Source organism: Salipaludibacillus keqinensis, assembly GCF_003226325.1.
GTDB classification, from domain to species: Bacteria; Bacillota; Bacilli; order Bacillales; family Salisediminibacteriaceae; genus Salipaludibacillus; species Salipaludibacillus keqinensis.
Genome location: NZ_PDOD01000001.1, coordinates 154,398 through 179,935 on the forward strand (window position 1 = coordinate 154,398; position 25,538 = coordinate 179,935).

The following is a 25,538-nucleotide window of genomic DNA, read 5'->3' on the forward strand; positions in this document are numbered from 1 at the left end:
TGAATGGTCTTTCGAATCATATGTACGTATAGAGAAAATCCTTTTTAATATCTTACCACATTTCATATGTCCTTGCTTTTCAAGTATACGACTTTTCGATATAGTAAAGAATGGAATAGCTTGAATTGTGGAGGGAAGTAAATCATGAGCGAATTATTAGAAGTGTGCAAAATTACAGGGGGTTACCAAAAAAGCAAGCCCGTTTTACACGACGTATCCTTTACCGTTCATCCCGGAGAAATGGTAGGCTTGATTGGTTTAAATGGAGCAGGAAAAAGTACAACGATCAAACATATCCTTGGTTTAATGGAACCTCATAACGGTGAAGTACTTCTCAATGGTCGAACGATGGCAGATGATAAAGACGGATATCGACAGAACTTGGCTTACATCCCTGAAACACCGCTACTTTATGAAGAAATGACCTTATGGGAGCACTTAGAACTAACAGCTATGGCTTATGGTCTTTCTAAGAGTCAGTTTGAAGAAAGAGCAAATGCTCTTTTAAAAGAATTTAGAATGACAAAGATGGCAAAATGGTTTCCGAGTCATTTCTCAAAAGGGATGCGACAAAAAGTCATGATCATGAGTGCTTTCTTAATTAAACCGTCTCTTTATATTGCAGACGAACCATTCGTTGGTCTTGATCCTATTGGAATAAAATCTTTTCTCGATCGTATGCTCATTCTCCGTTCAGAAGGCTGCGGTATATTAATGTCTACACATATTTTAGCTACAGCGGAAAAGTATTGCGATCGTTTTTTATTTCTTCATCAAGGTAAAATTATCTTGAAAGGTACTCTTAAGGAATTGCAAGAGCAAGCGAATATGCCAGGTTCAGATTTGGATGATATTTACGTTGAAATGACAAAGGAAGATCGCCATGACTAATGTAACTGAACTATGGCAAAAACGTCGAGCAGATTACTGGACGATGGCTGTGAAGTATTTACGATTAATTGGTAACAGTGGCTTCTTGTTTACGATCTATTTGCTGTTCGTTTTCGGAAGTTATTATTACGGACAATTTCTCCAATGGTTACCTGAAACGTTCCCGGCAGTAGTATTCTTTACAGTTGTATTTACGTGGTTTATCACAAGAGGGCGAGTCAGGACATTTATGAAGCAAGGCGATTTGATTTTCTTGACCCCTCTAGAAGGGAAAATGAGCTCTTACATACGTTCATCCATTATTTATAGTTGGATCATGGAGACGTTCTGGCTTTTGTTGAGCATCTTAGTGTTGGCTCCTTTGTTTTTTGATCGAATTGATGGGGCAGGGAGTACGTTAATCTCAGTATTCTTATTATTGAGCGGTTTGAAACTTTGGAATTTACTTTCAGGGTTTGAAGAGCAACGAATTTTAGATAAAAATCACTATTTAGTCCATACATTGTTGAGGACAGGCTTAAATGGTGTTGCCATCTATGGATTGTTTACCCAACAGCCTTTATGGGTTATCGGATTAATTTCGGTAGCTTTAACAGTTTTTTATGTTGGTTACTATCGCCGACTTGCTCGGTCTTATAGTTTAAAATGGGAGCGACTTGTAGACATTGAAAATCAAACAGTGATGACCTTTTATCGAATTGCCAATAGCTTTACAGATGTACCGAGCCTGAAGTCAAAAGTGAAATTTAGACGTTGGCTCAACCCACTTTATGGACTTGTTAAGTTTGAACGAAAGAAGGTTTACCATTATTTGTTTGCCAGGTCTTTTATGAGGGCGAATGATTATTTCGGAATTTTCATCCGATTGACCTTTCTCGGCGCACTTTTTATTTCGATTGTGAATATTGAATGGGGACGCTGGTTCGTTACCGTCTTATTTGCGTATATGACTGCCATTCAAATTGAAACGTTGAAAAACCATTATGATACGAGTCAAATGATTGAATTGTATCCTGTAGGACTAGATAGTAAACGGGCTGGACACCAATTTTGGATGGCGGTGTTAGGTACGATCCAAGCATTTATTTTCTCGATTACAGCTTTTATTTCTTATGGGATATCAGGGGCGCTCGTTGTATTTATCTTGGCGATGGCAACCTATCTTTATCATGTTCAACTAAGATTAAAGAAAAAATACGAAACCTCCACCTAATCATGCCGTAGGATATAGAGAAGGGAGGAACGGACTCATGAGTGACTTCTTGTCTAAAGTGGAACGGGAACTTGAACGCTGGGAGTATAAGACGAATCGTTCCCCATCTATGCCTGCGAAAGTAAGTAGACGGTGGCAAAAAAAAGTGAATGATAAAATCCCTGAAAAGGTTCACCGTGTAATAACAGCGAGTGTGAAGCAGATGGTCAGAGGAACTTTAGCTAGTAGTGATTACCTTTCTGATCAAGAGATTATTACTGACCAAACATTGGAAGAACGGGAAACGCTGTTTGAGAAGCGAGTCCATTTGTACAAACGGACGGCAGCCATTGAAGGAGCAGGTACAGGCTTTGGAGGTATTTTTTTAGGTATAGCTGATTTTCCATTGTTACTGAATATAAAGATGAAGTTTCTGTTTGAGACAGCAAAAATTTACGGATTTGATTCTGACGATATGGAAGAAAGATTATTTTTACTGCATATCTTTCAATTGGCTTTCTCTAAAGAAGAAAGAAAAAAAGAGGTATTCCACCGAGTCACTGATTGGGAGAATACGAAGAAGGAATGGGAAGGAAAGACCGTTCATTTAAACCAGTTGGATTGGAAAGCGTTTCAGCTAGAGTATCGTGATTTCATTGATTTACCAAAGACGATGCAGCTCATACCTGGCTTTGGAGCGATTGTGGGGGCTACAGCGAATTATCATTACTTGGACATCTTAGCCTACCATGCGAAAAATAGTTATCGTCACCGCTTTGTGCGTTAACGAAAGAAAAACTGCCTTTCAGTTCTGACTGAAGGGCAGTTTTTTTACTCGACTAGCTCAGTATAAATGACAAGGCGTTCTTCATGAGTTCTCTTGTTACGATTGTATGCACCGTGACAAGTAATCAAATTTAGTTTCGGCTTGCTTGAATACCCGAAAATTTGTTGAATAGGAGCTGAACGTCGCGGATAGGATTCAATTGAAACGACTTGAAATGTGAATGACTCGTTTTTTTCACCTTCCACAATAACGAGATCACCGATAGAAGCATGTTTTAGTGTGAAGAAAATAGCAGGCCCTGTAAAGTCATCTACGTGCCCGGCAATAACTGCATTTCCGTTGGCACCGGGTTTAAAACTGTTCGTAAACCAAACAGTCGTGTCTCCCGTGGATGGAACTTCAAATTCGCCTTCGTTACTTATTCCACTAGGTAGTACCGACGTTGAAATATCAAGGCTGGGAATGTGGATCGCAGTTGGAATGAATCCAGACTGGATGGACACAGTTTTAGCCCCGTTAATATCACTTGCAATAACTTCTCCATTGATGAAGAGAGAGCATACAGTTAAAACGACGAAACTAATTTTCAGACTGGCGATTCCAAGGTTGGTTTTGAAACAGAAAGAAAATGGCACCAAGAGAAATGAGGATCATTAAGATTCCCCCTGCTGTGGTAAAGTCAGAAGTGGAGGGAGAAGCGCCTCCCATACCTGTTGCAGGCATTTCAGAAGGCATCTGATCCATGGACGGATCTGCTAACACGATGGCGTCAAGTTCTGGATCTCCTTCGACTAATCCTACAGCGATAACTGTATAAAGAGTATCTGCCTGTAGTTCCGTATCTGGAAGAGTAAGGACGACGTCTTCAGTTCCAGCTACTCTCACATCGAGATCCACTGTGGTTGGATCGAATTCTTCATAATCTGTTACCGCGGGATAGGGTGCGTCGCTAAATACAATGTCACCATTGGCTGCAACATCTACATTTGGAGCATCAGGTGAGAGGTGTCCCACTCGAACCCAAGCCTTTCCTTCAGTAGTAGACGAAGCGTCTTCAATGACTTTTAGATCAAGGTTTTCTAATTTATTAATGGCGGCCACTGTATACGCCTGTCCTGAATCAACTGTCAAATTTTGTGATAATACAGCACTATTCTGATCACCGGCAGGGAAAATTTCTACCGTATACTCACCAGGAGCAAGGTACAAGTAGTCAGTAGCTTCTTTGAAATCAAAGCTTTCAACAACGAGATCACCATCTACCGCAATATCCACTTGAGGTGCATCAGGTGAAGCGTGAAGCAGTCTTACCATCGCATCCTCCTGCCCATCTGCCTGAACGAAGCGTGTGAACGTGAAAAGGACAAATAGTACAGTAACAATCCTTAGCATAACCTTTTTTTTCTTCATCTTCTCATCTCCTTGATTGATAGTTGCATTCAACAAGTAGCATGAGCTATCTGTTGGATAATTATGTATAACAATATAAAAAAAGGTTGTGATCCAGTGGAGAAAATTGGACACAACCTTAATACTCGTTTTATTATATTTCGTCTACCGTATTTTCAATAGTCTTCTATTTTTTAGAAGAATCGAAGGTGCTGAGGACTAAGTTCCCCAGAATTGTCGCTCCATGAAGCATGGCCCGTTCGTCAATATCAAAGTGAGGATGATGATGGGGATAGACAGTCTCCCATTCAGGATTCATAGCTCCAGTAAAAAAGAACGCGCCTTTTAAGTTTCGAAGATAGTAACTGAAATCTTCTCCGCCCATTTGTGGTTTGGCATGCTCAACTACCTTTACTCCCGGTGTATTCTCGGCTACCTCTCTTAGGAACTCAGCTTCTACTTTATGGTTAATCAATGCAGGATATCCTTTGAAAAACTCAAAGTCAGCCTTCGCTCCAAAGCTTGAAGCTACACCTTGAACTACTTCAACCATATCCTTTTGAATTTGATCTTGCACTTCTTCATTAAATGTTCTTACTGTACCTTCTAATTCTGCTGAATCCGAAATGACGTTGAAAGCATTTAAAGCTTTGAAGGACCCTATACTAATTACGGCAGACTCCATTGGATCAACTCTTCTGCTTACTATGTTTTGTAACGATTGAACAATTTGGGAACCAATCAAAACAGCGTCCTTCGTAAGGTGAGGTTGGGCCCCGTGTCCGCCTTTTCCTTGAACTGTAATCTTAAACCGGTCAGCCGCTGCCATTAATGGACCTTCGTTATAATCTACTTTTCCTAATGGAGTGGTTGCCCATAAATGGGTGCCATAGATAACATCCACGCCGTCTAAGCAGCCATCTTCAATCATTGGTTTCGCTCCACCTGGTGCCAGTTCTTCTGCGAATTGATGAATAAATACGACATTTCCTTTAAGGTGGTCTTTCATCTCATTTAATACTTTAGCTAACACGAGGAGAAGTGAGGTATGGCCATCATGTCCACAAGCATGCATTACTCCAGGCACTGTTGATTTATACGGAACATCTTTCATATCTTGAATAGGTAGGGCGTCGAAATCTGCTCTTAATGCCACTGTAGGTCCTGACTGGCCGCCGATTAATTTTGCGACGACGCCTCTGCCACCTACTTTTTCACGGACATCGTGACCAAGTTGTTTGTGGTAGTCTGCTATATAAGCTGGCGTTTTCACCTCGTGGAAAGACAGCTCTGGGTGTTGGTGTAAATAGCGTCGAATGTCGACCATTTCATCGAAATACTCCGTTAATTTTTCATGCAGTTGTTTTATCATAAGTTTATCTCTCCTTGATGTGAATTCTTTATCCCCGTTCTTAGACTAAACCTTCTAGAAAAAAATCTGAAATCCTCTAATATTATTTATTGGTCACTATAAATTTTCACTATATAAAAAATCTCTTCCCATGTAATTGTGGGAAGAGAAAAGTGTTAAATACTAAATGGAATGTACTGAGACAAGTAAGCGGCCATTCTGGAAAAAATCCCGGTGAAAAGCATCACACCTAATACGATCATGATCCCACCGCTTGTTTTTTGGATTATAGGCAGGTAACGATTCAAGTTACGCACTTTGTTGATAGATTTTGAATAAACCATTGCCACTATTAAAAAAGGAATCCCGATCCCAATAGAATAGAAAAACAATAGTAACATCGCTCCGTATGGATTTGTATTTTGAGCAGCTAAGGTAAGAATCGATCCTAATACTAATCCAATACAAGGTGACCAACCTGCCGCAAACACAAGGCCGAATAAAACAGAACGTCCAAAGCTCGTTGATTTAGATGGTTTCATCAGTCTTTTTTCACTCATCAAGAAATTAAGATTGAAAATACCGATTAATTGTAAACCGAACAAAACAATGATGATGCCACCTAACTGTTCTAGCAGGGCTTGATTTTGAAAAAAGAAGCCTCCAATAAAGGAAGATGAAGCACCTAAAATTAAAAAAATGGAAGTGAACCCCAAGATGAAACCAATACTTCTTGTGAAGATTAGTTTTCGGTCGGCAGCGACAGCATTGTCTGAAATTCCGCTACCCGTCAATTGTGCAATATAAGCAGGAACTAGCGGAAAGACACAGGGAGACAAGAAAGACACAACCCCGGCAAATAGGGCAATCCATAAGGACAAAAACGTTACTTCGTTTATAACAAACACACTCATTAATTCCATTAAAACTCCTCCAAATCGTTCAAACTTCCATGTCCCCTATTAATATACACGAAATTCTTTTAAGTTAGAATGGATTTGAATCATTCTTTACACTTATTGAAACTTAATCAAGTATTTATCGTATTGATAGAATGAGAAAAGTTTGTTCGTCAATTTTTTTGACCTGAAGTATAATAGTTTTCATGGAGGTGAAAATCATGTTTTTAAGAAAAATTTTATTTATGATAATCTTTATCCTTTCCATTTCTATTGTTGGAGTTCTTGGATATTTAGCCATTATATTATTCGGTAATTATACAATTGATGAAACAGATCTAGTAATGAATGAAACATCGACCGTTGTAGATCAAAACGGTCAAACGATTACAAAACTATTCGAGGAAAATCGAGAAATGATAACAATAGAGGAAGTACCTGAGCATGTGCAGGATGCATTTATATCCATAGAAGACCACCGTTTTTTTCAACATACAGGAATTGATTTCAGAGCCATAGGTAGAGCGATTTATCGCGATATCGCTACCCGTTCAAAGGCAGAAGGTGGCAGCACGATTACTCAACAGTTAGCTAAAAATGCTTTTTTGACCCATGAGAAATCATGGATGCGTAAGACGAAAGAGGTTCTTATTTCAATTAATTTAGAGAGAAGATATTCAAAAGATGAAATTTTAGAGATGTATTTAAACCAAATTTACTTTGGACATGGAGCTCATGGTATTGAAGCGGCTTCAAAACTGTATTTTGATAAAAGCACTTCAGAACTATCTGTGGAAGAGGGAGCTTTGCTTGCCGCCTTACCAAAGGCACCTAGCCATTATTCTCCATTTTTAGATTATGAGAGAAGCAAGGAGAGGCGTAATTTAGTATTAAGTATGATGCAGCGACGAGGCTATTTGACAGCAGAGGAGGTCGTACCTCTTCAGGGTAGGACGTTACCAACGGAACAAATGAAAATAACAGAAAATCCAGCTTATCTTTCATATGTCGATCTCTTGTTACTTGAAGCAGAAGAGAAACATCAGATCAGTGAAGAAGAAATTCTTAGAGGTGGGTATGAAATTGTTGTGGCTATGGATCCTGCCATGCAACAAACAACATATGATCATTTCCAAAAAAGCGAAACATTCCCAAGTTCCACCGGAGAGGACAAGGTCGAAGGGAGTATTGTCTTATTAGATAACGAGACCGGAGGAGTAGTCGCTGTGCAAGGAGGACGCGATTACGTAAGAAAAGGATTCAATCGAGCTAACGCAATGAGGCAGCCAGGATCAGTATTTAAGCCTACAGCTGTTTATGCACCGGCAATGGAAGAAGGGTTATTCCATCCTTACTCGTTACTAACGGATGAAGAAACTGATTTTGACGGTTATATACCGCAAAACTTGTCTCAACAGTATTCAGGGGAAATAACGATGTATGACGCATTGAGAGATTCTGTAAATGTACCGGCTGTATGGACGCTCGAGCAACTGGGAGTAGAGACCTCAAAGAGTTATTTGCAAAAACAAAATATTTATTTCGATGACGAAGGTCTAGGGATCGCTTTAGGAGGATTAGACCACGGAGTTTCACCCTTACAAATCGCTGCTTCCTATCGGACGTTTGCAAATGAAGGGATGTATTCAGAACCTTATTTCATAGAAGGAATCTATGATCGAAATGGAGAACTGGTATCGGAAAGAAGCGTTGAACAGACAGAAGTGGTTTCTTCTCAAACGGCTTGGTATATGACGCGAATGCTAGAGGGTGTAGTGGAAGATGGGACAGGGAGAAGCGGGGAATACAACGGTCCTCTCGCAGGAAAAACGGGGACAACTTCCCTTGATGGACAACATGGAGGATCAAGAGACTTATGGTTTGCAGGGTTTACTCCTGAAGTATCCGGGGCGATTTGGATGGGCTATGATAGGAATGATTTGAACCATACTTTGACAGAATCAAGTGCAGTTCCTACGCGGGCCTTCAAGTCAGTCTTAACTGATGTGAATCAGAATGAAGCGGACCGACTCTATGCTTTTGAAAAGCCTAGTGGTGTTGATGAGCTACAAGAACCTATTCATTTTGTAGACATTAGTGATTTATCCGCAGAAGTTACTTTTGGTTTCACCGGAGCCCAAGTTCAATTAGATTGGACTGCTAGTGAAGATGACCGTTTACACTATCGTGTTTATCAGAAAAAAGGAGAAGAATTAGAATTCATTGACGAGGTCGTAGGGGAAAGTGAGTATTTAGTAAAAGGTGCTAGCTTATTTTCATCAACGAACTATGTAGTTACACCTTATAATCCGCAAATTGACCGGGAAGGAAACACTTCTAATATGGTAGAAGCGAAGTTCCAGCTATTCTCTCATGGGGATGCTTCTTAATTACTTGGAACACCTGCTTTTTATGAAGCAGGTGTTTTTTAGGGGCTTTTATAGGTGTGGATTGGGAAAAACAGTGGTCTATTGGCGAAAACAATGCCTCTATCAGCGAAAACCAACGTTCTATCAGCATGTTGTAATCATGATAAAGTACGAAGTTAAAAACCCCTTAATAAGAACTTAAATGTGAACATAATGTGAACGACTATCTCTTGAGACCCTAGTGGTGTAAAATCTGAATGAAAAAGAGTATAATTTATTTTAGTACGTTTTATGGTTCGATCTATATAAAGAATCATATATATTAGATTTGGGGTGTAGACATTGACAGGAAAGTTTAACGATCAATTTTTGAAAGCATGTAGACAGGAACCAATCAGTCATGTGCCGGTATGGTATATGAGACAGGCAGGAAGATCACAGCCTGAATACAGAGAGTTAAAGAAAAAATACAGTCTAGAAGAAATCACTCACCGTCCAGAGACGTGTGCGTGGGTGACTAAACTTCCAGTGGATCAATACAATAACGACGCAGCGATATTATATAAAGATATTATGACCCCATTACCAGCAATGGGTGTAGACGTTGAGATTAAAAAAGGGATTGGACCAGTTATTTCTAATCCGATTCAATCTTTGAAAGATGTAGAACGTTTAGGTCAGTTAAACCCTGAAAAAGACGTGGATTTTGTGTTAGAAACCATCAAAATCTTACGTAGCCAGTTAACTGTGCCTCTTATTAGCTTTAGTGGTGCTCCATTTACGTTAGCGAGCTATATGATTGAAGGCGGCCCTTCAAAGAATTACAATAAAACGAAAGGCATGATGTACTCCCAACCTGAAGCTTGGAACTTATTAATGGAAAAACTAGGCGATATGGTGGTTACATATGTCAAATCTCAAATCCGAGCAGGGTCTCAAGCTATTCAAATTTTTGACTCTTGGGTAGGCGCTTTAAATCAGCAAGATTATCAAACGTTTGTCAAACCTGTGATGAACCGAATCTTTTCTGAATTGAAGGGTGAAGGAGTTCCCCTAATCATGTTTGGTGTCGGTGGTCGTCATTTAACGTTAGATTGGCATGAACTACCATTAGATGTGGTAGGTCTTGACTGGCGCTATCCGATTAAAGAAGCTAGAGCAGAAGGAATTACAAAGACTGTTCAAGGGAATTTAGATCCTTGTGTTTTAATGGCCCCTTGGCCGGTAATTGAAGCAAAAACGAAAGACATTCTGGATCAAGGAATGGCGCAGCCAGGTTTTATCTTTAATTTAGGTCACGGTGTCTTTCCAGAAGTAGATCCGGCAACTTTAAAAAGGCTTACAGCGTTTGTTCATGAATATTCAGCCGAAAAACTTGCTCAAATTAACCGATAAAGGATGATCAATGTGAAAAAGAAAGTAGGATTATTAGTCATGGCTTATGGAACTCCCCGAACGATGGATGAGATTGAGCCATTTTATACTCATATCCGCCGAGGAAGAAAACCTTCACAAGAACAGTTAGATGATTTAACAGAACGATATGAGGCGATAGGTGGAATCTCTCCTCTTGCTAAGATCACAACGGATCAAGCTACTCATTTACAGGATGAGTTAAATCGTCGCTATACAGATAAAGAATTCATAGCATATCAAGGATTGAAGCATATAGATCCTTTTATTGAAGATGCCATCCATAAAATGAAAGAAGATGGTATAGAAGAAGCCGTGAGCATTGTATTAGCTCCTCATTATTCTACATTTAGCGTAAAAGCCTATAATGGACGAGCTAAAGAAGAGTCCGAATCTATACAAGGTCCTACGCTAACAAGTGTTGAAAGCTGGTATGATGAGCCAGGATTTATTGATTATTGGGCGAAGCAAATCCGAATCACGAGAGAAACGATGACTGAAGAAGAAAAAGATCATCATGTAGTGATTTTTTCTGCTCATAGTTTACCGGAAAAAATTCTTCAGAACGGTGATCCTTATCCGGATCAATTGAAGGAAACAGCCAAGTTGATTGCTGAAAAAGCGGAAGTTAAAAATTATGAAATCGGCTGGCAAAGTGAGGGGAATACACCAGATCCATGGATCGGTCCCGATGTTCAAGATTTAACGAGAGATTTACACGAAAAGCTAGAATACAAAGCTTATATGTACTGCCCGGTAGGATTTGTCGCTGATCACTTAGAAGTATTGTACGACAATGACTATGAGTGCAAAGTGGTAACTGATGAAGTAGGTGCAGGGTATTATCGGCCCGAGATGCCAAATGCTAAAAGTGAGTTCATCGATACGTTAGCGACTGTTATTCAAAAAACATTAAAGGATGTATAACGGATGCCTAAACAAAGAATAGCCGTCATAGGTGGCGGAATGACAGGGATTTCTGCTGCTTTTTATCTCCAAGAAGAGATTAAAGCGCAGCGAATAGATGCCGAATATGTTTTGTACGAAGCGAACGACCGTTTAGGTGGTCGTATTCAAACCGACTACACGGATGGGTTTATTATTGAGCAAGGACCCGATTCATTCTTAGCTAGAAAAACAAGCATGACCGAATTAGCTAAAGATATAGGAATGGCCGATGAGTTAGTAGACAATGCATCAGGAGCTTTTATCCTTCATCAAAATAAACTTTTCCCTATGCCAGAAGGCGCCGTAATGGGAATACCTACTCAATGGTTGCCTTTCATTAAAACAGGGTTGTTTTCTCCTAAAGGCAAGGCGAGAGCTGCGTTTGACCTCGTTTTGCCGAAAACAACAGAAGAAGGCGTAGACTTGTCTCTGGGCCATTTCTTCAGAAATCGTTTAGGTAATGAAGTGGTGGATCATTTAATTGAGCCCCTTCTGTCTGGAATTTATGCTGGGAACATTGATCGGTTAAGCTTGCAAGCTACTTTTCCACAGTTTCAGCAAATGGAAGCTAAATACCGAAGTCTTATTCTCGGGATGAAGACTTCCATGGCTAAAAACCAAGGGGGTCAGGCTTCTTCCAAAGAACCTAAAGGGAAAAAGAAAGGCATGTTCCTTACTTTTCAAGGCGGCTTGCAAACGATGGTTGACCGAGTAGAAGAGAAGTTAGATGATGATAGTGTGAAAAAGAATATGGCGCTGATAAAAATTGAAAAAGAGTCTGAGCGTTATCGTCTGTTTTTCGAGGATGGGTCAGAGGATTTGGTAGACCGAGTCCTCTTAACGACCCCGCACCAACATGCTAGTTCAGTTTTTCAGTCTGAAACCTTTATGAAACCTATAAAAGAAATTCCTGCAACCTCTGTTGCAACTGTGGCTCTTGCTTATCCGAAAGAAGCGATAAAGAAAGATATCGACGGAACGGGATTCGTTGTATCGAAAAAAACAAATTATTCGATTACAGCTTGCACATGGACTCATAAAAAGTGGAAGCACTCTGCCCCGGAAGGTTACGCTTTATTGAGGGCGTATATTGGGAAAGCAGGGGACGATAAGATTGTAGGCGAGCCTGACGAAGTAATCTTAGATAAGGTGAAGCAGGATTTGGATCATATCATGAAAATTGATGGAGATCCCTTGTTCTATCGGATTAAACGATGGAAAGAATCCATGCCACAGTATGAAGTAGGCCATTTAGAGAGACTAAAAGTTGTTAGACAAAACTTAGCATCTAAATACCCTGGCGTGAGGTTAGTAGGAGCTAGCTACAATGGGATTGGATTACCAGATTGTATTGATCAAGCTAAAACAGCAGTGAAAGAATTAGTTAATGAATGAGTCGTAAATTTTAAACCTGGCATGGAAAGGTACTTCAGTCCATGCCAGGTTTAAAATGAAAGCTCAATGATACTAACTGGCTGTGCGAATGTCTTCCACACTCTTTTTTTGATTCAAGTTAGCCTCCCCTTGCAAATGGTTTCCTGATTTTTTAAAAAAATAACCGTACGCTTTTGCGCACGGCTTCCACAGGGAGAGGAAATATGAGAAAGTGGGGGAGTTATATAATTATAGATACCACCATCTAAATAGTTTAAACCTATTTTTCAAAATAAATAAAAAATTTTGACTCTTTTTCCGTACTGGCTAGATCGTTCTCTGGAATTGGTTTAGAGACAACAAATTATGGTTAGTTTTCTTTCTGTTTTCTGTGCTCGATTTCTCCTGCCAGTGCATACAATGCAACAAAAGAGGCAAAGTGAGAACTAAAGTCATTTCCATCCTGTTGAGGATAAACTTCCACGTAATCCATCCCTACGACCCCTAGTTTACATACTTCATGGACGATACTAAGGAGCTCATGTGAATTCAGTCCATTTCCATCAACGGGTCCCCCAGGATTAAAAGCATGATCCAACACATCACTACAAATACTTAAATAAACGACATCTGTATTCTTAGAAGCGATTTCATAAGATTTTTTGGCAATATCTCTTACATGATCAGCTTGACGAATGTCTTCGATCGTTAACGTTGTTGCGCCAACTTTTTGTGCTAGTCGGCCATTTTCCGGTTTGTTTCTTGGTCCATGTATACCTAAGTGAACCATGGCTTCATTAACGACCCCTTCTGTTTCATAGAGACGGGCAAACGGAGCACCGCGACCATAAGGGTCTCCATTGGAATGCTCATTGTTATCGTAATGTGCGTCTAAGTGGATAATGCCAACTTTTTTAGTTGATGCTTCAATCAGTCCTTCTATTATTGGATAAGTGATGCCGTGGTCGCCACCGAAAGCAATGGGGAACGTTTTTTTCTGCCAAATATCTTTGGAGAACTCCCGAATCTTTTTCATTGTATCTTCCGGCTCGGCAGGAGTTACAGCAACATCTCCTTTATCCCCTAATGTTAAGTGTTCAAACACATCAAGATGATTTAATTCAGGGAGATATCCACTGTACCTTCCAGAGCTTAACCGGATGACTTTAGGACCTAGTTCACACCCTGTATAATCCCCCCAGGTGACAGCCCCTTCCCATGGTACTCCATATACGGTTACATCCACATCTTTTTCTTTATCAGGGTTTTTAACTAAATTCTCAGCTCCTAAAAAACAAGGGGTATTTCCATAAATAAATGAATTTGACATCTCTTTAGCCTCCTCGAATGAATTGGTCAACATTTCTTATTAATTCCCTTCTTCATTTTTCCATAAACAATTTAATGTTGCTGTGCAGACGGTTTGCAACCTCATTCTTTCTTTAGACGTCATCTTACTCAAAACTAGGTAGAATATGGACTATACAACAAATTTTATTATGTGGGGAGACGCTTAATAAAAAAATGTCGATAGTTATTGAATAAACAAGTGATTAATAAAATAATTTAATGAATTGCGCGAAATTAGTCGAAATAAAAAATTTTGTTAAGGAAAGTGTCTAAAGATTCTTAACCTTTTTATGGTAAATGTGATTTATACTAAATAGGGAAAGAAAATAGGAGGCTCGATTCAAATGGTATATACATATGAAAAGAAAGAGATCATTGAACATTTGAAACTAAATAAAAGAGAAATATTAATTAATATGATAGAAGTCTTCCAAGAGACGTTGAAAGAAAAAGGTGATGTTGAGAAGTTTTTTCAAACATTAGAAACGTTATTTGACCTGTTTTTGCTAAACATTTCAACAAATGAACGATTACATATGGAGATGTTTGGACAAGTAGTGGAAGGATACAGGAATCGCAAGGAAATCAGTCTCGAGGAATTTTTGTATAAATTTGAACAAGTTCGATTAACGATGGAAAAAAGTATTGCAAGAATTCCAACAGTAGATACTGAAAAGAATGAGACAATTGCTCAGCTAAATAAGTTTTTTTTAGAGCTTCAAAAAGAAGCTTATATTGAGACGGAAAAGCAAATAAATAATCAATTATTAACAAAAGAAGTACAATTATCTCAATTAAAGAAAGATCGAGCAGAAATACTCTCTAAGCTGTCTACTAGTTTCGCTCATGAGATTAGAAATCCACTCACATCAATTAAAGGATTTGTGCAATTACTTGAAAAAAGGTTAGTAAGCGAAAAAGAGGAAGAAAAATACTTTCACTTCATTTATCAAGATATGGAAGAACTAGAACAGCAAGTGAACCAATTTCTAATGTTATCAACGGAAAAGAATCATCAGGATTTGTGTGTCACTGCCATTTCGTTGAAAGAATTACTCTATGAAGTAGTTGACTCTTTCCAACCGATCATTTCTCAAGGAAATATTTGTGTGCATTTACACTTGTGTGAAAACGTTAGCACATGGGGTCTTCAAGACCAGATAAAACTAGTCCTATATAAGTTAATGCAAAATGCTCATGATGCATTAATGTTAAAAGAGAACGGAAGAAAATTAAAAATATGTCTTAAGAAAGATCAGACAGATGCGATCATTACTTTTGCGAACAATGGACCTCCAGTTCCGAGACTCATTAGACACTCGATGTTTGAGCCTTTCGTAGGAACGAAAGAATTAGGAAAAGGTTTAGGATTAGCAGTTTCAAAGCAGCTGATGAATAAACACAAAGGCGACATTGATTATGTAACAAGTGAAGAGTGGACGATATTTAAGCTGCGGTTTCCGATAAAACAGCTTACTGACGATGACCATAAATAATGGCTTCGTTTTCTGTTAAAGTTATGATATGATAAAGGTTATGATTAATTGAACGTAAAAATATGCTAATGAATGCAGAATGAATTTGTCGTGCTGTTTGTTTTCTAGGAGTGTTAATATGGCAAAAGAATGGGACGTCCTAAATGCTTTGCGTCATTATCGTCATGATTGGCTGAATCATATGCAGTTGATTAATGGGTATATTGCAATGGGACGAACTGAAAAAGTAGAAACCTTAATTGATGATATCGTAAATCAGGCAAAAAATGAAAGCCATTTATCAAATTTAAATATGAATCAACTAGCAGAAGAAATTCTTACGTTTAATTGGAATGGCCATTCTTTTTCGTTGAACTTCGAAGTCATATCAGAATCGAAAGACTGGTCGAATTGGGAAGAATTGCTTCTTTCGTTTTTTAGGGAGTTCATGAAAATACTAGATCTGTCTACGAAATATGGAGAAGAGCAACAAGCGGTATTAATGATGAATGATATTGAAAGCATCACAGTGGAGATTGATTTTCAAGGGTCGCTCCGAATAAATAAGGAATGGATTGAAAATATAAAGCGTATAGAACGCCGATATGGAAACCATATTGATCAAATAGAATGGAATGAATCCGAATGCTATGTGAAATTCGTTGCTGATATTGAAGATGAGCATATAACGATGACCTAGCAATGGATGAATGGAGTGAAGAACATGTTTGTAGATAAAGTAAAGATATATGTAAAAGCTGGTGACGGAGGAAACGGAGTCGTCGCTTATCGTCGTGAGAAGTATATTCCAGATGGCGGTCCCGCTGGCGGAGACGGTGGGAAAGGGGCAGATGTGGTATTTGAAGTAGAAGAAGGTCTAAGAACGTTGATGGACTTCCGATATCAGCGCCATTTTAAAGCTCCTCGTGGAGAAAATGGCCGACCTAAAAATCAACACGGAAAAAGCAGAGATGCTATGGTAGTCAAGGTTCCACCTGGCACTACGGTTACTGTTGAAGAAACAGGTGAGATTGTTGCTGACTTAACAGAGCACGGTCAAAGAGCGACAGTCGTACGTGGAGGGCGTGGCGGAAGAGGGAACTCCCGATTTGCTACTCCTTCGAACCCTGCTCCAGAGATCGCTGAAAATGGGGAGCCAGGTCAAGATAAAGATCTTGTGTTGGAATTAAAGCTTCTTGCAGATGTAGGTCTTGTAGGCTTTCCGAGTGTGGGGAAATCAACGCTTCTTTCTATTGTTTCAGCAGCGAAACCTAAAATTGCCGATTATCACTTTACGACTTTGGCTCCGAATTTAGGGATGGTTGAAACAGAAGACCATAGAAGCTTCGTCATGGCTGACTTACCAGGGTTGATTGAAGGAGCTCATTCAGGAGTTGGCTTAGGACATCAATTTTTACGTCATATTGAACGAACGAGAGTCATTGTTCACGTTATTGATATGAGTGGGATTGAAGGAAGAGACCCTTACGAAGATTATGAAACGATTAACGAAGAGTTAAAACAATATAATTTACGATTAACGGAACGGCCACAAGTAGTCGTTGCGAACAAAATGGATTTGCCAGGAGCGGAAGAGAACCTCGCTACTTTCAGAGAAAAGGTAGGAGAAGAGGTTGAAATTCACCCAATATCCGCTGTAACGAAGCATGGGTTAACAGGATTGTTGCGTAGTGTGGCTGATAAAGTGGATTCTACTCCTGAATTTCCTCTATACGAGGAAGAAGAGTTGGATCAACGTGTTATTTATAAGTATACGAAGAAGGAAGATCCATTTAAAGTACACAAAGACGATGATGGTGGATATACAATCGAAGGGCATGAAATTGAAACACTCTTTAAGATGACGGATTTCAACCGCCATGATTCGGTTCAACGTTTCTCAAGGAAGATGCGTAGGATGGGTATCGATCAAGCATTGCGTGATTTAGGTGCAGAGCACGGTGATACGGTCCGTATATTAAATTACGAATTTGAATTTATTGAGTAAACCGTTCAGTCCAGAACAGATATCTGTTCTGGACTATTTTTTAGATATCATAGGTTGATCCTCTTGGCGTTTTGATTCTGAACAACTCATAAAAAGGACCGTCATGGACATTTTTCAAGAACTTGGTTTATTGATAGGTTCGAAAATTCAGAAAAAAATAAAAAACAAAGTTGTCAATTTCGAGTACGATCTTTATAATGATGAAATAGGTTGATTATCAGGTGGTGAAAGTATTGAAAAAAAGAACAGATCAGTTTTATTTGGTCAGGGAGGATATGTTACCTGACGCAATGTTGAAAACAGTTGAGGCTAAAAAACTTCTTGATAGTGGGAAAGCATACAAAATTAATGAAGTGGTTCAAAAAGTGGATCTCAGCCGCAGTGCTTTCTATAAATATAAAGATGGGATTTTTCCATTTCATACGATGGTTAAAGAGAAAATTATTACATTATCAATTCATTTAGAGGATCAATCAGGTACTTTATCTAAGCTTCTGTCTATGGTTGCTCAAACAGGTGCTAACGTCTTAACGATTAATCAGACAATCCCACTTCAAGGGAGAGCAACGATTACATTGACGATTGAAACAGCAGCAATGAATTCAGATGTCACCGTATTATTAAATAAAATAGAAAGCATGGATTCGGTAGTGAAAGTTGAGCTTATTGGTTCTGGTGCCTAATCATAAGATAAGTCATGCGAGTTTAGTCTATATGAAGGAGTGAAAGGGACGTGGAGAAAGTAGGATACCTAGGTCCTAAAGGATCATTTACAGAAGCGGCAGCGAAAGCACTTGTCCCGAAAGATGAGCGTGTTCCGTTTCGTTCTATACCAGATACGATGGATGCTGTAAAAGAAGGACTTGTAAATAAAGCAGTTGTACCAATGGAAAATGCTATTGAAGGATCAGTTAACATCACGTTAGATTATTTCATTCACCATCAGCGCATGAATATGTCGGCTGAAATTGTTGCACCAATTGAACAACACTTGCTTGTTCCACCTTCTAGAATTTCATCTTGGGATCAAGTAGAAACGGTCTATTCGCATCCTCATGCTATTGCCCAGTGTCACCATTTTCTACGTAAATATCTGCCTGATGCGGAAATTTCATACGTGAATTCAACGGCTGCTGCGGCTAAGCATATTCAAGAAAATGAATCAGAGAACGCTGCGGCCATCGCCAATGATATTGCAGCAGAAGCGTATGGACTTGAAATAGCTCAGAAAAAAATCAACGATTATGAAAACAACAGAACCAGGTTTTTACTTTTGACAAATAGTGACGCATCTTTTGAAAACAAAGTAATAACACCTTCAACTGACTATAAAACGACTATGATGATTACTTTGTCTTCAGACTATTCTGGTGCTCTGCATCAAGTGCTCTCAGCCTTTGCCTGGAGAAAAATTAATTTGTCTAAAATAGAGTCTCGTCCAACCAAAACAGGTCTGGGGAATTATTTCTTTATTATTGATGTGGCCATGAAAAAAGATGATATTTTAGTTCCGGCAGTTTGTGAAGAATTGAAAGCCTTAGGTTGTGGAGTCCAAGTGCTAGGAAGCTATCCTTGCTTCTCTTGGGAGGAGTTAACAGATCCCAAATTAGAAGTAGTCGAAGAAGAAACTACTTAAATTATTTTTGAAACTACACACTTTGAGAATAAATACGTGTGGAATTAATAGCCGTTCTGACGTGTGCTGGGTGACGTGCAACTCCGCAATACATTTCAGAAAATCACATGATTGTTTAACTGAGGTTCAAGAAAAATAAATTTAAAGTTAACTGTGAAAAAAGCATCTTGCATAGGTGCTTTTTTCATTTTGGCTAAAATGTGGTTGCTCTCTTAATGAAAGAAGAATGAATTAGATTACTCTTACATATATTTTTGTGAAGAACAGCGTTTTATATATTTGTGACAGTTCGCCCAAAAGTGCATAAGATAAAGTGATATTGTATGGGAGGGATCCACAAAGTGAAAATTCATATTGTCCAAAAAGGAGACACTCTTTGGAAGTTATCAAAAAAATACGGTGTAGATTTCGAAAAATTAAAGTCGGCTAATACACAATTAGCTAATCCTGATTTAATTATGCCGGGAATGAAGATTAATATTCCCTCTTCAGGGGGAGTGAAGAAAAAAGAAGTCGTTAAGAAAGAATATCCGATCAAGAAGGAAACTCCAGTAAAAGAAGCGCCGAAACCAAAGATGCCTGTGAAAAAAGAAGTAAAGAAGGAAGTGCCGGCCCCTGCGCCTGTTCCGCCGCCACAACCTAAACCTTCATATCATGTGCAACAGGCTAAGGTGAATGTAAATGTTTATAAACAGCCAAGTTATCCTAAGATGCCAACACCACCGCCAGCACCAAAAGCTCCTAAACCACCTGTGAAAGAGGTCAAAGAACAACCGAAAGAAGCACCAAAGGCCCCACCTAAACCAGCACCTAAGCCAAAGCCAAAGGCTATGGCAAAGCCAAAACCTGTTGAGAAATTACCTTCGAAAAAAATGCCTGCTCCTATGCCGGTTCAAAAGAAGCCAATGCAGCCAGAATTCCCAAAATATCAGGGCCATGTAAGTGAAGGGTGTTTGTCAATGGCTGCACTGTGTGCGTATCCTTATATGCACATGCAACCAGGTCATATGTATCCACAGGCACATATGCCAGTTATGCAACCTTGCTATTGTCAAAAGGGATATGTCCCGATGGCTCATCACCATCATCAGCCTTTAATGCCCATGAACCACATGGCTTATCCTCAACAACACTATGTTAATCATATGCCACAATTTTCTCAAGGTGGTAATAGGACCTATCCACTAGGTTATCCAGTAAGTTCTAACCAGAGAAGCAATGATGAAGAGAGCAAGTATGAACGTAGTGAAGAAGACAACTTGAATGCTCTTGATGAGCAAACTGATCACAACCAATTTGGCGATCTAACAATGAACCAGGCAAGGCTGCATGAAGCTCAGAACCTGGCCGTACAAAGTCATCACGACGCATTTTACGGCATGATGCCATGGACATATCCTATGACGCAAGAGTATTATCAATCCAAGCCTAACAATAAAAAAGAAGAAAAAGATTAATCTCGATCAAATCATTTTTTTAGCTAAGGAGTTATTCCCATTTGTTTCTTTATATAATGCCTTATATAAAGCTCCACTGTTGATCAAAAAACAGTGGAGTTTTCCGTTATTTAACAGCATTATTTAATCCTTTTTCGATCACCCTAATGTTGAAAGGAGGAGGATTAATGAAAAAAATTGCATTAGGTTTATCAGTAGTAACAATATTACTTTCAGGTGTTGCGTGTGGGGATATGGAGCCTAATAATACAGAAGGTCAAGGTTATTCATATCAACAACGTGATCAAACAGGCTATGGCAATGACCGTATAGATGGAACAGGCATGGGTAGTTCTAATTATGGTCAGCGTGGGATGATGGGAAGAGAAACAGAACGCTATGGTAATCGGAACCAAGCTGGGCGCGACCGAATGACTGGTTATCAAACAGGTCAAGGAAGGCCTAGAGGGTTCACAAGAGGGATCACTGGGAATGACAGACAAGGAATGGTTGACGAAAATGGGTTATTAAATGGACGATTGCGTGCTTCTAATCGTAATCAGACAGATAATAATCTTAACAGGGGTATGGGCGATGGCATGTTCAGAGGAACGTCAAATACCGGTAACAAGCAAGGGAGTAACGTAACAGGTTATTATGACAGTAAGGATGGACAAACTGCCCGAAAACTTGAGAATCGAATTGAAAACATTGATGGAGTTCGTGATTGTGACGTGCTGATTAATGGAGACGACGTTGTTATTGGTATAGACGCAAGCGGAAATGAAGATCGAGTTGAACGTAAAGTTCGCTCACTTGCCTCTAAACTAGACGACAATAAGCAAGTTCATATCGTAACGGATCAATCAGGTATGGATCGAATCAATGGAATGGAAAATCAGCTTCGCGATGGAGCACCATTTGAAGAAGTTGGGGCAACATTCAATGAGATGTTGGATGATTTAGGAGATGCTTTACAAAGACCATTTGAAAGAAGCAGGTAGCTCATTTCATTGGAATTAGGTTAGGAGCAGTGCCATTAATGGTGCTGCTTTTTCTAATTTTCGGATGTTAACTAGCACATTTTTACAGAGTATTATTTTGAAGAAAACGAATACATAATTTTATATAAATATTAGTCGACTGTATGGAGGATAGAAAATAACTTCAAAATTGTCAACAAAAGGAATGATTTCCCTCTTCCTTGGCTAACCTAATTATGAATGTCGTGAGTCCATTCATTTACTATAGGAGGCGACAGCCGTGATAAATGAAATGCAAAGTAATAAATTAAAGCCACAGTTACTTTCTTATAAGAGGATGACGTTGTGTGCATGTACTCTCATTATTTTCTTAATCATGTTTACAAGTCCAGTTTTAATTGGGAAAATGAAAGTATCTGCATCTGAATCACTGGTATCTGATCAGCCCCATGAAGTAGAAGTATTATTGCAGAGGCAGTACTTAGATGGAGAAATGAGTGAAGAAGAGCTAGAGGAAACGATTTGGTCGATGGAAGACTTTTGGTCATATTATGATGAATGGGAATTGGTAGATCAAAACAAGGATCAAATTGTTTTTCGAAAAGAGATTAATGATATTTCCCCGTTAATGAAAATGCACGGATATTTTGGGATTGAAGATGATGGCACATTAAGCATATACAATGGCAAACCAACGGAAAACGAGGTTATTCAGTCTTTTTTTCAAATTAATACGAAACAATTAAAGAGTCATTTGCACGAGTCATTACTAGAAGGTATACCTGTTTCTACGAAGGATGAATATTTAGAGGTATTGAAAATTTATCAAAAGTATGCCATTAATGGATTGTAGGTTTTTGAGTGAATAGCTGCCAAATGGCGGCTTTTTTTCTGTTAATTATGCCGATTCAATCATCAAGTAATACAAGGCTTTAAAACCAACAAAAGGGACTACCATCCTAATATCGAATTTTGTATGTTGCCATTCGCAGAGATAAAGAAAGAATGAAATTGATTCATAATCAAAAACACTTTGAACTATGATAAAATAGAAATATGTGTTCGTATAAGTAAATTAGTGAGCGGGGGAAAGACTTTGATTGAATGTTTAAAAGGAACTGTGATAAATATTGAACCTGAAACGATTGTTATAGATGTTCACCAAGTAGGTTATCTTGTGTATTGTGGGAACCCATATCGATATGAAGAGTGGTTAAACGAAACTGTAACTGTTTATACATATCAACATGTTCGGGAAGATGCCATTCGGCTGTATGGGTTTCTATATCGAGAAGAAAGACGTTTATTCGAAAAATTACTTCAAGTATCAGGAATCGGGCCTAAAGGGGCGTTAGCTATTGTTGCTTCAGAGCAACCGCAACTTGTCGTTGAAGCTATTGAGAATGAGGATGAAAAGTTTTTAGTTAAGTTTCCTGGTGTAGGTAAAAAGACTGCTCGTCAAATGATCCTTGATTTAAAAGGTAAAGTTCAAGAACTCGTGCCGAACTTAATTCAAGTTCCAACAAATTCAACAACACTTTTGCCTCAGCATCCTTCTGAAAATGGCGAATTAGAAGAGGCTGTGGAAGCTTTGAAAGCTCTTGGTTACGTTGAACGAGAAATAAAGAAGGTCCTTCCTACCTTAAGAAAAGACGAATTAACGACGGATCAATATATTAAATTAGCTCTCAAAGAAATGCTTAACAGGGCCTAGAATGTGAGATTATCGGAGGAAGATACCATGGACGAACGTATTGTTAGTGGAGAATCACAGAGCCATGAAGAGTGGGAAGAGAGAAGTCTTCGTCCACAAACTCTGTCACAATATATTGGACAAAAGGCGGTCAAAGAAAATCTCACTGTCTTTATTCAAGCGGCAAAAATGAGAGAAGAATGTTTGGATCATGTGTTATTATATGGTCCTCCTGGACTTGGTAAGACGACATTATCCATGATTATTGCCAATGAGATGGGTGTGAATTTAAGAACGACATCAGGACCTGCGATCGAACGTCCAGGAGATTTGGCAGCTGTTTTAAGTGGTTTAGAACCTGGTGATGTATTGTTTATTGATGAAATTCACCGCTTAAACCGATCAGTGGAAGAAGTATTATACCCAGCTATGGAAGATTATTTTCTTGATATTGTCATAGGGAAAGGTCCTTCGGCAAGATCTGTCCGACTTGACCTTCCTCCGTTCACCTTAGTGGGCGCAACAACGAGAGCAGGGATGTTATCGGCGCCGTTAAGAGATCGATTTGGAGTAGTCAGTCGGTTAGAATATTATACACATGATGAACTGCAAGAAATTGTAGAACGAACAGCAGATGTGATGGAAATATCAGCAGAAAAGAAGGCTGCTGAAGAAATTTCAAGGCGATCGCGGGGGACGCCGCGAATTGCTAATCGGATTTTGCGAAGAGTGAGGGACTTTGCTCAAGTCAGAGGAGATGGCACAATTGATTTATCGATTACAAAAGAAGCTTTGAACCTTTTGCAGGTAGATCAACTTGGACTTGATCATATAGATCATACGTTGTTGAGGAATATCATTGATAAATTTCGTGGAGGTCCGGTAGGATTAGATACGATCGCTGCAACAATCGGGGAAGAATCGCACACAATTGAGGATGTTTATGAACCTTATCTGCTTCAAATTGGGTTTCTTCAGCGGACCCCAAGAGGAAGAATGGTCACTCCGCTAGTGTATGAACATTTTAATATGGAGGTGCCTAAACGTTGAGTCAGATTCCTAAGCTGCTTATCTCATTAGGCGTGATCCTGATTATTGCAGGTTTGGTTTGGCAAGTGGGTGGTAGATTTCTCTCTCTAGGAAGATTACCGGGAGATATTTTGATAAGGCGGGAAAACTCAACTTTTTATTTTCCTCTTATGACTTCCATTGTCATTAGTATTGTTTTATCTGTTATTTTTTATTTAGTCGGTCGATTTCGTTAACAAAGAAAGGAAAAGGTAAATGGATGTATCACAATTTGATTATGAGTTACCAGAAGAATTAATCGCGCAAACTCCTTTGAAGAACAGAGATTCGTCGAAATTATTAGTGATGGACAGACACTCAGGAGAAATCCAGCACAAACAATTTCCTGCCTTGCTTGAATATTTAAAGTCAGGAGACACGTTAGTTCTGAATAACACAAAAGTGATCCCAGCCCGTCTCTTCGGTATGAAAAAAGAAACCGGAGCAAAAATTGAATTATTGTTATTAAAAGAAAATGGAAATCATACTTGGGAAGCTTTAGTTAAACCTGCAAAACGAATAAAGGTTGGAACAGAAATAGATTTTGGAGAAGGTTTGCTCACAGGCGTATGTGAAGAAGAGCTAGCTGAAGGTCGCAGGAAAATTAAGTTTTCATTCAGCGGAATTTTTCATGAGATTCTTGACCAATTAGGTGAAATGCCGTTACCCCCTTATATTCAAGAACAACTTGAGGAGAAAGATCGTTATCAAACCGTTTACGCAGAGCATCGTGGTTCTGCAGCAGCTCCTACAGCAGGTCTTCATTTCACTGAAGACATGCTTAAAGAGGTAACAAACAGAGGGATTCGATTGGCTTATGTGACGTTGCATGTAGGGCTTGGGACATTCCGTCCTGTGGCCGTTGAAAATGTTCAAGAACATACCATGCATTCAGAATATTATCAGCTTGATGAAATAACGGCCAAATTGTTGAATGAAACGAAGAGACAAGGAGGGCGCATTGTTGCTGTCGGAACCACGTCTGCGCGAACATTAGAAACTATTGCCCGAGATCACCACGGGCAATTTGTATCTGCTAGTGGATGGACGGATATATTTATTTATCCAGGGTACACGTTCCGAGCCATCGATGGTCTATTAACGAATTTTCATTTACCTAAATCAACACTTGTCATGTTGGTCAGCGCTTTCGCTGGTAAAGAAGCGATTCTTTCAGCATACAAAGAAGCTGTAAGCAAGAAATATCGATTTTTTAGTTTTGGAGATGCGATGCTGCTCATTTAACGGGTTGTACCATTAAATGAGCGGGGAGAAA

24 protein-coding genes are annotated in these 25,538 nt (G+C 39.1%); 19 read left to right on the forward strand and 5 right to left on the reverse strand.

All coding sequences use genetic code 11. The features are described from left to right. Window positions 1-144: 144 nt before the first annotated feature. Genes CR194_RS00815 through CR194_RS00825 form a run of 3 tightly spaced genes read left to right on the forward strand, consistent with a single transcriptional unit; the run spans window position 145 to window position 2,870 of the window. The gene (locus tag CR194_RS00815) at window positions 145-891 is read left to right on the forward strand and encodes an ABC transporter ATP-binding protein (protein WP_110607751.1); all 747 of its coding nucleotides are present in this window, start codon (window positions 145-147) and stop codon (window positions 889-891) included. Beyond that, window positions 884-2,104: an ABC transporter permease gene (locus CR194_RS00820; protein ID WP_110607752.1), complete on the forward strand. Its 1,221-nt coding sequence runs from the start codon at window positions 884-886 to the stop codon at window positions 2,102-2,104. The genes CR194_RS00815 and CR194_RS00820 overlap by 8 nt, the downstream gene beginning before the upstream one ends. Before the next feature lie 37 nt (window positions 2,105-2,141). After that, the gene (locus CR194_RS00825; RefSeq protein WP_110607753.1) at window positions 2,142-2,870 is read left to right on the forward strand and encodes an EcsC family protein; all 729 of its coding nucleotides are present in this window, start codon (window positions 2,142-2,144) and stop codon (window positions 2,868-2,870) included. A gap of 44 nt (window positions 2,871-2,914) precedes the next feature. Here the strand turns inward: CR194_RS00825 and CR194_RS00830 are convergent, their stop codons facing one another. The 4 genes from CR194_RS00830 to CR194_RS00845 form a co-directional block, all read right to left on the reverse strand. Continuing rightward, on the reverse strand, window positions 2,915-3,373 hold the full coding sequence (locus CR194_RS00830) for a class F sortase (RefSeq protein WP_158282128.1): 459 nt from the start codon (window positions 3,371-3,373) through the stop codon (window positions 2,915-2,917). A 76-nt stretch (window positions 3,374-3,449) separates the two neighbouring features. Continuing rightward, window positions 3,450-4,280, reverse strand: a complete 831-nt coding sequence (locus CR194_RS00835) for a DUF4397 domain-containing protein (RefSeq protein ID WP_233254182.1) — start codon at window positions 4,278-4,280, stop codon at window positions 3,450-3,452. Window positions 4,281-4,446: 166 nt separating this feature from the next. Beyond that, window positions 4,447-5,631, reverse strand: coding sequence for a M20 family metallopeptidase (locus CR194_RS00840; RefSeq protein WP_110607755.1), 1,185 nt, complete (start codon window positions 5,629-5,631; stop codon window positions 4,447-4,449). 155 nt (window positions 5,632-5,786) lie between these two features. Beyond that, the gene (locus CR194_RS00845) at window positions 5,787-6,533 is read right to left on the reverse strand and encodes a cytochrome c biogenesis CcdA family protein (RefSeq protein WP_110607756.1); all 747 of its coding nucleotides are present in this window, start codon (window positions 6,531-6,533) and stop codon (window positions 5,787-5,789) included. A 197-nt stretch (window positions 6,534-6,730) separates the two neighbouring features. Between CR194_RS00845 and CR194_RS00850 the strand changes: the two genes are divergently transcribed. From CR194_RS00850 to hemY, 4 genes are all read left to right on the forward strand, one after another. Beyond that, window positions 6,731-8,899: a transglycosylase domain-containing protein gene (locus CR194_RS00850; RefSeq protein ID WP_110607757.1), complete on the forward strand. Its 2,169-nt coding sequence runs from the start codon at window positions 6,731-6,733 to the stop codon at window positions 8,897-8,899. Between the two features lie 321 nt (window positions 8,900-9,220). Then, the gene (hemE, locus tag CR194_RS00855) at window positions 9,221-10,273 is read left to right on the forward strand and encodes a uroporphyrinogen decarboxylase (protein WP_110607758.1); all 1,053 of its coding nucleotides are present in this window, start codon (window positions 9,221-9,223) and stop codon (window positions 10,271-10,273) included. Between the two features lie 12 nt (window positions 10,274-10,285). Then, on the forward strand, window positions 10,286-11,218 hold the full coding sequence (gene hemH, locus CR194_RS00860; RefSeq protein WP_269845688.1) for a ferrochelatase: 933 nt from the start codon (window positions 10,286-10,288) through the stop codon (window positions 11,216-11,218). A gap of 3 nt (window positions 11,219-11,221) precedes the next feature. Further along, window positions 11,222-12,634 carry a protoporphyrinogen oxidase gene (gene hemY, locus CR194_RS00865; protein WP_110607760.1) on the forward strand — a complete coding sequence of 471 codons (1,413 nt, stop codon included), beginning with the start codon at window positions 11,222-11,224 and terminating at the stop codon, window positions 12,632-12,634. Between the two features lie 349 nt (window positions 12,635-12,983). Here hemY and CR194_RS00870 read toward each other — a convergent pair whose 3' ends face one another. Then, on the reverse strand, window positions 12,984-13,943 hold the full coding sequence (locus tag CR194_RS00870; RefSeq protein ID WP_110607761.1) for an agmatinase family protein: 960 nt from the start codon (window positions 13,941-13,943) through the stop codon (window positions 12,984-12,986). A 364-nt stretch (window positions 13,944-14,307) separates the two neighbouring features. Here CR194_RS00870 and CR194_RS00875 point away from each other — a divergent pair, with 364 nt between their 5' ends. The 12 genes from CR194_RS00875 to queA all read left to right on the forward strand — a co-directional run bounded on the left by CR194_RS00875 (window position 14,308) and on the right by queA (window position 25,507). Continuing rightward, the gene (locus CR194_RS00875; RefSeq protein WP_110607762.1) at window positions 14,308-15,459 is read left to right on the forward strand and encodes a sensor histidine kinase; all 1,152 of its coding nucleotides are present in this window, start codon (window positions 14,308-14,310) and stop codon (window positions 15,457-15,459) included. A gap of 118 nt (window positions 15,460-15,577) precedes the next feature. Then, window positions 15,578-16,138 (forward strand): Spo0B domain-containing protein, encoded by a 561-nt coding sequence (locus CR194_RS00880; RefSeq protein ID WP_158282129.1) that lies wholly within the window; start codon window positions 15,578-15,580, stop codon window positions 16,136-16,138. A gap of 24 nt (window positions 16,139-16,162) precedes the next feature. After that, entirely contained in the window at window positions 16,163-17,446 is a 1,284-nt protein-coding gene (obgE, locus tag CR194_RS00885) for a GTPase ObgE (protein WP_110607764.1), read from the forward strand. 233 nt (window positions 17,447-17,679) lie between these two features. Next, entirely contained in the window at window positions 17,680-18,129 is a 450-nt protein-coding gene (locus CR194_RS00890) for an ACT domain-containing protein (RefSeq protein WP_110607765.1), read from the forward strand. Between the two features lie 50 nt (window positions 18,130-18,179). Beyond that, the gene (pheA, locus tag CR194_RS00895; RefSeq protein WP_110607766.1) at window positions 18,180-19,082 is read left to right on the forward strand and encodes a prephenate dehydratase; all 903 of its coding nucleotides are present in this window, start codon (window positions 18,180-18,182) and stop codon (window positions 19,080-19,082) included. A gap of 341 nt (window positions 19,083-19,423) precedes the next feature. Then, the gene (safA, locus tag CR194_RS20095; RefSeq protein WP_158282130.1) at window positions 19,424-20,539 is read left to right on the forward strand and encodes a SafA/ExsA family spore coat assembly protein; all 1,116 of its coding nucleotides are present in this window, start codon (window positions 19,424-19,426) and stop codon (window positions 20,537-20,539) included. Window positions 20,540-20,706: 167 nt separating this feature from the next. Next, window positions 20,707-21,522 (forward strand): YhcN/YlaJ family sporulation lipoprotein, encoded by an 816-nt coding sequence (locus CR194_RS00905; protein WP_158282131.1) that lies wholly within the window; start codon window positions 20,707-20,709, stop codon window positions 21,520-21,522. A 259-nt stretch (window positions 21,523-21,781) separates the two neighbouring features. Beyond that, window positions 21,782-22,354 (forward strand): BofC C-terminal domain-containing protein, encoded by a 573-nt coding sequence (locus CR194_RS00910; RefSeq protein WP_233254183.1) that lies wholly within the window; start codon window positions 21,782-21,784, stop codon window positions 22,352-22,354. A gap of 243 nt (window positions 22,355-22,597) precedes the next feature. Continuing rightward, window positions 22,598-23,215: a Holliday junction branch migration protein RuvA gene (ruvA, locus tag CR194_RS00915; RefSeq protein ID WP_110607768.1), complete on the forward strand. Its 618-nt coding sequence runs from the start codon at window positions 22,598-22,600 to the stop codon at window positions 23,213-23,215. Window positions 23,216-23,242: 27 nt separating this feature from the next. Then, the gene (gene ruvB, locus CR194_RS00920) at window positions 23,243-24,244 is read left to right on the forward strand and encodes a Holliday junction branch migration DNA helicase RuvB (protein WP_110607769.1); all 1,002 of its coding nucleotides are present in this window, start codon (window positions 23,243-23,245) and stop codon (window positions 24,242-24,244) included. Then, entirely contained in the window at window positions 24,241-24,459 is a 219-nt protein-coding gene (locus CR194_RS00925) for a DUF2905 domain-containing protein (protein ID WP_199228109.1), read from the forward strand. The genes ruvB and CR194_RS00925 overlap by 4 nt, the downstream gene beginning before the upstream one ends. A 19-nt stretch (window positions 24,460-24,478) precedes the next feature. After that, entirely contained in the window at window positions 24,479-25,507 is a 1,029-nt protein-coding gene (gene queA, locus CR194_RS00930) for a tRNA preQ1(34) S-adenosylmethionine ribosyltransferase-isomerase QueA (RefSeq protein WP_110607770.1), read from the forward strand. Window positions 25,508-25,538: the final 31 nt, after the last annotated feature.

Excerpts from the sequence above, each read along its gene's own strand:
- CR194_RS00815 (WP_110607751.1), top strand. The coding sequence starts at position 145 with ATGAGCGAATTATTAGAAGTGTGCAAAATTACAGGGGGTTACCAAAAA.
- CR194_RS00820 (WP_110607752.1), top strand. The coding sequence starts at position 884 with ATGACTAATGTAACTGAACTATGGCAAAAACGTCGAGCAGATTACTGG.
- CR194_RS00825 (WP_110607753.1), top strand. The coding sequence starts at position 2,142 with ATGAGTGACTTCTTGTCTAAAGTGGAACGGGAACTTGAACGCTGGGAG.
- CR194_RS00835 (WP_233254182.1), bottom strand. The coding sequence starts at position 4,280 with ATGAAGAAAAAAAAGGTTATGCTAAGGATTGTTACTGTACTATTTGTC.
- CR194_RS00840 (WP_110607755.1), bottom strand. The coding sequence starts at position 5,631 with ATGATAAAACAACTGCATGAAAAATTAACGGAGTATTTCGATGAAATG.
- CR194_RS00845 (WP_110607756.1), bottom strand. The coding sequence starts at position 6,533 with ATGGAATTAATGAGTGTGTTTGTTATAAACGAAGTAACGTTTTTGTCC.
- CR194_RS00850 (WP_110607757.1), top strand. The coding sequence starts at position 6,731 with ATGTTTTTAAGAAAAATTTTATTTATGATAATCTTTATCCTTTCCATT.
- hemY (WP_110607760.1), top strand. The coding sequence starts at position 11,222 with ATGCCTAAACAAAGAATAGCCGTCATAGGTGGCGGAATGACAGGGATT.
- CR194_RS00870 (WP_110607761.1), bottom strand. The coding sequence starts at position 13,943 with ATGTCAAATTCATTTATTTATGGAAATACCCCTTGTTTTTTAGGAGCT.
- CR194_RS00875 (WP_110607762.1), top strand. The coding sequence starts at position 14,308 with ATGGTATATACATATGAAAAGAAAGAGATCATTGAACATTTGAAACTA.
- CR194_RS00880 (WP_158282129.1), top strand. The coding sequence starts at position 15,578 with ATGGCAAAAGAATGGGACGTCCTAAATGCTTTGCGTCATTATCGTCAT.
- obgE (WP_110607764.1), top strand. The coding sequence starts at position 16,163 with ATGTTTGTAGATAAAGTAAAGATATATGTAAAAGCTGGTGACGGAGGA.
- CR194_RS00905 (WP_158282131.1), top strand. The coding sequence starts at position 20,707 with ATGAAAAAAATTGCATTAGGTTTATCAGTAGTAACAATATTACTTTCA.
- ruvB (WP_110607769.1), top strand. The coding sequence starts at position 23,243 with ATGGACGAACGTATTGTTAGTGGAGAATCACAGAGCCATGAAGAGTGG.
- queA (WP_110607770.1), top strand. The coding sequence starts at position 24,479 with ATGGATGTATCACAATTTGATTATGAGTTACCAGAAGAATTAATCGCG.